This is a genomic window from Phenylobacterium sp. (genome assembly GCF_036263695.1).
Classification (GTDB): domain Bacteria; phylum Pseudomonadota; class Alphaproteobacteria; order Caulobacterales; family Caulobacteraceae; genus Phenylobacterium.
In genome coordinates, this window is the sequence record NZ_DATAGM010000012.1 from 1 (window position 1) to 7162 (window position 7162).

A 7162-nucleotide genomic window follows, 5' to 3' on the forward strand; every position below is an offset into this window, starting at 1 on the left:
GCGCCCTGGCCGGCCGCGGGACGGGCGCGGCCGGGGCCCGCTTCGCCCCCTGACGGCGGACCCAGCGCCGGCAGGCGGCCAGGTCCCCCTGGCCGAGCGCCTGGACGGCGAGGCCGGCGAACATGAACCCGGCCGCCGCCAGGCCGCGGAGCCCGCCGAACGCCGCGGCGGCGAGGGCCAGGGCCGCTGGGGACCCGTAGGCGCTCGCGGCCGGCAGCAAGCGCTCCAGCGTTCCGGCCGCTCCGGCGCGGCGTGCGAGCCGCTGTCGGCCGACCGCGGCGGCCCACAGGGTCAGGCCTGCGGCGAGCGGCAGCCACAGCGCCGCGATGGGCCAGCCGGCCACCAGCAGCAGGCTCGCCGCCAGCAGCACGTGCGCGGCCAGGCGTCGCCGCACGGCATCGGCCTGCACGATCGGCGCAAGCCGCGCCTCCAGGGCGGCGGCGCGGGCGACATCGAGAGAGGGCAGGGGCCTGAGAGCGGAGCGACTCATGCCGGCAGGATGGCCGGGAAAGCGCTATCGCCGTGTAAAACCTTGGCGGTACAGACCGTGGCCGTTCGCCTCAGTCGGGCCGATTCGCCCCTGATCCGGCGGCGGCCCCCGTCGCCGGAGACCACCCGCAGCGGCGACCGGCTCCGCCGCGGCGAGCGGGCCCATCTGGCGGAATTCACATGAGAAACGCGCCTTTTCGGGCCTGTTTGCCGTGTGGCTCATCGGCCACAGGCCGTCGCTGAGGCGTCACAGAGTCGGGCTGCCGACTCGATTTTGCCCCGATTCAACCGGTAGAGCACCCACGCGGCGCAGAACCGCATTTGGAGACAAGAACATGAAATCTCTCGTTGTCGCGGCCTCGGCCGTTGCACTCCTGGCCCTCCCCGGCCTGGCTTCGGCTCAAGAAGCCACCTCTGTTTACGGCAACATCGGCTACGCCCACCTCGACGCTGAAGACGGCGACCTCGGTGCGGTGCAAGCTCGCCTGGGCGCCCGTTTTCACCCGAACTTTGGCGTCGAAGGCGAAGCCGCCTTTGGCGTGAACGACGAAGAAGTCACCATCGCCCCGGGCGTGACCGCCGACCTCGAACTGAAGCACCAACTCGGCATCTACGCCGTGGGCTTCCTGCCCCTGAACGAGAACTTCGAGCTGCTCGGCCGCGTCGGCTATTCGACCGCTGAGATCGAAGCCTCGGCGACCGGCTTCGGCTCGGCGTCGGACGATCTGGACGGCTGGGCCTTCGGCGTCGGCGGCCAGTACTTCTTCGACGGCCAGAACGGCGTCCGCGTCGACTACACTCGTCACGAGTTCGACGAGGACCTGGAAGCCGACGTTTGGTCGGTCGCCTACAGCCGCCGCTTCTAAGCGTCGGTCGAGGAGAGTTGAGTTCGCGGCGCGTCCCTTCGGGGGCGCGCCGTTTTTCTTGACCGCGCCGCCGCAAGCTCCGAGGCTCCTCGAAACTTCGAGGACACGCGTTGGACAAAGGCACCCTCATCCAATTCGCCGGCTCGGTCGCGGCCGTCGGCGTGCTCGTCGCCCTTTCGGCCTGGGCCCGCATCGCCAAGCCGGTTGGGCCGCTGACGGCGGAGCGGGCGAGGGACCTGCTGATGCTCGAATTCGCGCGCACGGTCGACGCGGTCTGGGTCTCCACAGACGGGCGGGGGGCCATCGGCCGCTCCGGCGTGTTGGCTCTGGTGATCTACCAGGTGGGCGACGGCTACGTGACGCGGCACATGCCCTGGACCAACGCCGTCGCCGCCACCCTGCGGGACGGCCGGCTGCGCCTCGAGCTCGGGGATCCGGGCGCGCCCTGCGCGGTGCTGGCCATGGAGGCCTGGCCGCCGAACGAGCTGGCGGCGTGAAACCGGACTTCGACCCGGTCGCCCTGGCGATCCCCTTCTTCGTGCTGGCCATCGTTTTGGAGATCGTGCTGGCGCGGATGGGCCGGGCCAAGGCGAACTACGAGGTGCGCGACACCGCCGCATCTCTAGCATTGGGCCTGGGCAGCAACGTCGCCGGCCTGCTGATCGGGGGCCTCACCTTCGCCGCCGCGGTCTGGGCCTACGAGCACCGGCTGTTCACCATCCCGATGACCTCCGTCTGGGTCTGGGGCCTGCTCTTCCTGGCCGAGGACCTGACCTACTACTGGTTCCACCGGATCAGCCATGAGCGGCGGTTCTGGTGGGCGGCGCACGTCAACCACCATTCCAGCCAACACTACAACCTCTCCACGGCCCTGCGTCAGACCTGGACGGGCGGAGTGTCGGGCACGTGGCTCCTGTGGCTGCCGCTGTCCTTCCTGGGCTTCCCGCCGGCCATGGTGGCGATCCAGAAGGGGATCAGCCTGGTCTACCAGTTCTGGATCCACACCGAGGCGATCGGGAAGATGCCGGCCTGGTTCGAGGCCGTGTTCAACACGCCCTCGCACCATCGGGTGCATCACGCCCGCAACCCCCGTTACCTGGACCGCAACTACGCCGGCGTGCTGATCGTCTGGGACCGGTTGTTTGGCACCTTCGAGCCGGAGCGGGCGCAGGAGCCCTGCCGCTACGGCCTGGTAAAGAACATCGCCAGCTTCAACCCGCTCCGCGTCGCCTTCCACGAATGGGCGGGGATCGCCGCGGACCTGCGTCGGGCCCGATCTCCGAGGGAGGCGGTGGGCTACCTGTTCGGCCGGCCCGGATGGAGCCCGGACGGATCGCGGGAGACCTCGCTGGATATCCGCGCCCGCTGGGAGGCGGCCCAGCCGGCCGCGCCCGAGCCGCCCGCCGACTTCGCAGGCCGCGTCACTCCCTGAGCAGCGGCAGCGAGAGGCCGGAAACCGGCCGGGCCGCCAGGCTCTCGCGGCGGAAGCGGAACAGCTCGGCAGGCCGCCCGCCAGTGTCGGTCTCCAGCCGGCCCAGCCCCTCCACCAGGTCGGCCCGCTCCAGGGCGCGGCGAAAGTTCTGCTTGTGCAGCGGCACGCCCGCGATCGCCTCCACTGTCCGCTGCAGCGACGAGAGGGTGAAGGCGTCCGGCATCAGCTCGAACACCACGGGCCGGTACTTCAGCTTGCCGCGCAGGCGGGAGAGGGCGGTGGCCAGGATCCGCCGATGGTCGGAGATCATCGGCTCGCCGAGCGCGGCGGTGAGCGCCTCGCTGCGGGCCGGCGTCTCGCCCCGGTCGCGCGCCGCCTCGGGCGCCAGGCCCGCTTCGTAAAGCAACTCATAGCGCTCCAGCACCCGCTCCTCGTTCCAGGGGGCGCCGTCGAGGGCGAACAGCAGCCGGGCGCGAGCGAGACGCTGGGCGCCCTCGGCCGGCCCGCCGCAGCCGCACCAGGCCTTCAGCGCCTCCTCCAGCGGGCCCAGGGCGGGCGGGCGCCCGCCGCGCCAGTCCTCCCAAGGGAAGAACCGCGCGAAGGAGGCCCATTCCGCCCCCAGGGCCGTGATGTCGACGGGATGGGGCGTCAGCGCCAGATAGCCGACCGAGATCACCCGCGCCTTGCCGTTCCCGTCGCCCATGTCGGCGAGCGGGGCGTCCCGGCCCATGTCGCCGAAGGTGTAGAGCTGCTCCACATAGCCGAGCTCGAACCGGGTCTGCTCGGTGACGAAGGCGCGCAGCGCCAGTTCGAACGTGCGGTGGCCGCCGGGGTCGAAGGGGCCGAACGGCAGGCCGGCCTGCTCGCTGGCCCGCGGCCGGACGGTCAGCACCACGGCTTCGCCCTCGCGGATGGCGACGATCACCGCCGACAGGCCGATGACGACGCTCATCATCCGTGGCGGACCGGGAAGTCGAACGGCGTCCCGGAGCTGACCCAGCCGTTGTCGCCAATCGCCTCCACCGCATCCACCATCCGCCCGCGCCGGCCGAGCATGTCGTCGGCCAGGGCGACGATGCGCCGATTGGGGTAGGCGTGCGGCGCGGCCCGGCGCATCACCCTGGCGATCTCCAGTTCGCTCACCTCGGGCGACCGCTCGCAGGCCAGGGCGAAGGCGGTGGCGGTCGAGCGGCTGATGCCCGCCCAGCAATGGACGACCATGGGGGCGGCCTCGTCCCAGGTGCGGCCGAACTCCAGGATGCGGGCGACAGCGGTCTCGTCCGGATGGATCATGCCCTCACAGGGATCGCAGATGTCGTTGACGCCCAGCCGCAGGTGCCGCTCGGGCGCGATGCCGGCCGGCGTCTCGATCAGGGTGGCGGGATCGAGCAGGGTGATAACGTGCGAGGGCCGGCGGGCGGCGATCACCTCGGGCAGGGGCTCAAGGCCGCAGACGATCAGCACCATGGGGATCTACTCCGTTCCGAACGCGACGGCGGCGGAGGTGTAGCCCGCCGCCTCGGAGAGGATGTGAAACCGCTGCACGTAGCGGGCCTGGGCCTGGGCCGGCGGCAGCGGCTCGATGTGCAGGTCGTAGCCGGCCGGCGGCGCGCCGAAGAAGTCGAGCGCCTCGTCGTAGGCGAAGCCGGCCAGCTGCGTCGCCTCGAAGAAGGCGCAGGCTCGGTCCGCCTGTTTGATCAGCGTCTTGACCTCGGCGGGCGCCTTGGCCGGCAGGCCGAAGCGGACGTGGATCGCCGTCTCCAGACGTTCCTCGAAAGCCTTGTAGTCCATCCCCAGCGCCGCCTTGAACGGGCTGATCATGTCGCCGATCACGTATTCCGCCGCATCGTGCAGCAGGGCCGCCAGCCGCCAGCGGGGCTCGATTTCGGGGCGAATGTGGGCCACGATCTCCTCGACGACGATGGAGTGCTGAGCGACGGAGAAGGCGTGCTCGCCCACCGTCTGGCCGTTCCAGCGCGCGACGCGGGCCAGACCGTGGGCGATGTCCTCGATCTCGATGTCCATGGGCGAGGGGTCGAGCAGGTCAAGCCGGCGGCCGGAAAGCATCCGCTGCCAGGCGCGAGGTTCCACCTTGCGGCGCAGCCCTTTTCTCACCTGTGCGTTCCTTTCACAGTCAAGGTTCTGAACTGACGGATGGCCTGAGAAAGATCAATGTGTCGAACCGCCGAGCGCCGCAAAGGCTCCGGGTGAATGGGGGAAGTTGAATGAGCTGGGCCAGGATCATGGCGCCTCTATCCGGGGGTGCAGGGGACCGCGAGGCGATCAAGGCCGCCGCGATGCTGGCCGAGCCGTTCGGCGCCGAACTGGCGGGCGTCTACACCCCCGCCGACGTGGCCGACGTGATGCCCTGGATGGGCGAGGGCTTCCTGGGCGGCGTACAGACCACGGCCCTGGAGTCGCTGCGCGAGGCCGCCGCCGTGGGCGAGCGCCATGCCCAGGCCGCGATGGACGCCTGTCCCTATCCGAAGAAGTCGCTGGTCTCGCTCAAGACGCCGGTCTGGGCCGGGCTTTCCGCCGAGAGCCGGCTCTCCGACGTGGTGGTGTTCAGCAACGATCCGCCGCGCGGCCGCGGGCCGCTGGCCGAGTCCTTCCAGCAGATCGTCGTCGACGAGCAGCGGCCGGTGCTGATCGCCCGTGAGAGCCTGTCGATCGGCGGGGTCATGGCGGTCGCCTGGGACGGCGGCAAGGAAGCCTCCCGCGCCGCGCGCTTGGCCCTGCCGCTGCTGGAGAAGGCGAGCCAAGTGGTGATCCTGGCCGGGGTCAAGGCCCGCAAGTTCGATCCGGCGCGGCTGCAGGCCTACTACGCCGCCCGTGGCGTGACCTCCGAGGTCCAGCTGCTCGAGGAGCCGGGCGAGGTCGGGCCCTGCCTTCTGAAGGCTTGTCAGCGCCTGTCGGCGAACATTCTCGTGGCCGGCGCGTTCGGACATCCAAGGCTGCAGGAATTCATTTTCGGGGGCACGACGCGCACACTGCTCGGCGCAGACCAGCCGTCGCTGTTCCTGTCCCACTAACGAGGTCTAGGTTCGATGACTCTTTCGCGCATCGTCATGCGGCTGGCCCGCAATCCCGGCACCGAATTTGCCGGAGGTGACGATCACCGCGGCTACGCGCTCACCGCGCCGCTGACGGCCGACGGCAAGCTCGACGAGACCGCCTACGCCAAACACAAGAACGACTGCGCCGTGCGCCGCTTCGCCCCCGACGAGGACCCCGCCGACGGGCGCCTGGCCAAGCGCGGGCAGCGCTGGTTCTTCGACTATGACGAAGATGATGCGGTCGACGACGAGCCCGTCTACCGGCTGGGCGAGCACCGCTTCGCGGTGGGCGAGTACGTCACCGTCACCGACGAGGACGGCCGGCCGCTGACCTACAAGGTCGTCGAGGTCCAGCCGGTCAACTAGAGCGCCGGGCGCGCCCTCCGTCTCGCCGATCCACCTCCCGTCGCCTGCGCGCCGGGAGAGGCGGTGGAGGGGGCGCTTCAGCCGTCACACCCCGCCGTTCCGCCGGACCAAACGCTCCACATCGCCGTGGTCGTGGTCCATGGCTTCGCCTTCCTTGGCGCGCACCAGGGCCACCGCCAACGGGCCGGTCTTGCGGCCGCCCACCTCGTATTCCAGGTAGCGCCAATTCGGCTCCACCTGGTCGCCGGCGATCACCAGCCGGGCGCGCACGCCGCGCTTCTCACGCGACAGGGCCTCGCCTCGCAGCCGCACGTCGCGGCGCGTGCGGACGGTCGCCCCCTCGTCGCCGGCCTGGATGGTCATCTTGCCGATCTGGATGTTGGCCTTGTCGTTGGCCTCGTCGGCCTCGATGCGGATGCCCGGGATGTCGACCCGCACCACCTCGGCGCCCTCGGGACCGCTCGCTTCGACGTTCAGCCGCCCGCCGGCGTCGGCCCGCGCCTCGGCGGAGGCCTTCTGGGCCGCGGCGGCGGCGCTGGAGCCGCCCTCGGCCGCGTCCACCGCGGCGGTCTCGGCGGCGGCGGCAGGTTCGGCCGCCGTCGGCGCCTCAGCGCTCTGAACCGCGGCCGGCGCGGCGGCTGCTTGCGGCGGGATGTAGCTCCTCAGCTCCTGCTCGAGCCGGGCGAGGGTGGCGTCGAGCCCGCCCTGCACCTCGACGATTCGCAGGCTGACCTCGGCGCCGTTCTCGCTGACGTAGGCGCAGCTGCGCCCGTCGGCGGCCTGGCCGATGCGGGTGAGGGCGCCTTGGGTCTCAGGACAGTCGAGCCGCGTCAGCCGCTTCGGGGCCGGGTGGCAGGCCGCCACGCTGAGAGCGGCGGCGGACGCGGCGATCAGATAGATGGCCTTCATAGAGAAGAAGCCTCCGGTCGGGTTCTCTATCGGAACCTGACCGG

The 7162-nt window shown here is 71.0% G+C and carries 9 protein-coding genes and 1 pseudogene; 5 read left to right on the plus strand and 5 right to left on the minus strand.

Features of this window, described 5'->3' with window-relative positions:
* Positions 1-490, minus strand: a pseudogene (locus VHK87_RS00390) (hypothetical protein); the annotation flags it as partial.
* A 334-nt stretch (positions 491-824) separates the two neighbouring features.
* Here VHK87_RS00390 and VHK87_RS00395 point away from each other — a divergent pair.
* The 3 genes from VHK87_RS00395 to VHK87_RS00405 all read left to right on the plus strand — a co-directional run bounded on the left by VHK87_RS00395 (position 825) and on the right by VHK87_RS00405 (position 2787).
* A complete protein-coding gene (locus VHK87_RS00395; RefSeq protein ID WP_329632920.1) occupies positions 825-1355 on the plus strand; it encodes a porin family protein in 531 nt (176 codons plus the stop codon).
* Between the two features lie 110 nt (positions 1356-1465).
* Positions 1466-1852: a hypothetical protein gene (locus VHK87_RS00400; RefSeq protein ID WP_329632921.1), complete on the plus strand. Its 387-nt coding sequence runs from the start codon at positions 1466-1468 to the stop codon at positions 1850-1852.
* On the plus strand, positions 1849-2787 hold the full coding sequence (locus tag VHK87_RS00405) for a sterol desaturase family protein (protein WP_329632922.1): 939 nt from the start codon (positions 1849-1851) through the stop codon (positions 2785-2787). The genes VHK87_RS00400 and VHK87_RS00405 overlap by 4 nt, the downstream gene beginning before the upstream one ends.
* Here the strand turns inward: VHK87_RS00405 and VHK87_RS00410 are convergent.
* From VHK87_RS00410 to VHK87_RS00420, 3 genes are read right to left on the minus strand one after another with little or no spacing between them, the layout of a single operon-like run.
* Positions 2777-3739, minus strand: a complete 963-nt coding sequence (locus VHK87_RS00410) for an NUDIX hydrolase (RefSeq protein ID WP_414694077.1) — start codon at positions 3737-3739, stop codon at positions 2777-2779. The two genes, VHK87_RS00405 and VHK87_RS00410, sit on opposite strands and share 11 nt — an antisense overlap.
* Positions 3739-4254 (minus strand): hypothetical protein, encoded by a 516-nt coding sequence (locus VHK87_RS00415; RefSeq protein WP_329632924.1) that lies wholly within the window; start codon positions 4252-4254, stop codon positions 3739-3741. Before VHK87_RS00415 ends, VHK87_RS00410 begins: the two co-directional genes overlap by 1 nt.
* Before the next feature lie 6 nt (positions 4255-4260).
* Positions 4261-4902: an HD family hydrolase gene (locus VHK87_RS00420; RefSeq protein ID WP_329632925.1), complete on the minus strand. Its 642-nt coding sequence runs from the start codon at positions 4900-4902 to the stop codon at positions 4261-4263.
* A 110-nt stretch (positions 4903-5012) separates the two neighbouring features.
* Between VHK87_RS00420 and VHK87_RS00425 the strand changes: the two genes are divergently transcribed.
* Together VHK87_RS00425 and VHK87_RS00430 are read left to right on the plus strand one after the other, a co-directional pair.
* The gene (locus VHK87_RS00425) at positions 5013-5819 is read left to right on the plus strand and encodes a universal stress protein (RefSeq protein ID WP_414694078.1); all 807 of its coding nucleotides are present in this window, start codon (positions 5013-5015) and stop codon (positions 5817-5819) included.
* Between the two features lie 15 nt (positions 5820-5834).
* Positions 5835-6209, plus strand: a complete 375-nt coding sequence (locus VHK87_RS00430) for a hypothetical protein (protein ID WP_329632927.1) — start codon at positions 5835-5837, stop codon at positions 6207-6209.
* A gap of 84 nt (positions 6210-6293) precedes the next feature.
* Here VHK87_RS00430 and VHK87_RS00435 read toward each other — a convergent pair.
* Positions 6294-7162, minus strand: an 869-nt coding sequence (locus VHK87_RS00435) for a hypothetical protein (RefSeq protein WP_329632928.1), incomplete at its 5' end; no start/stop codon positions are given.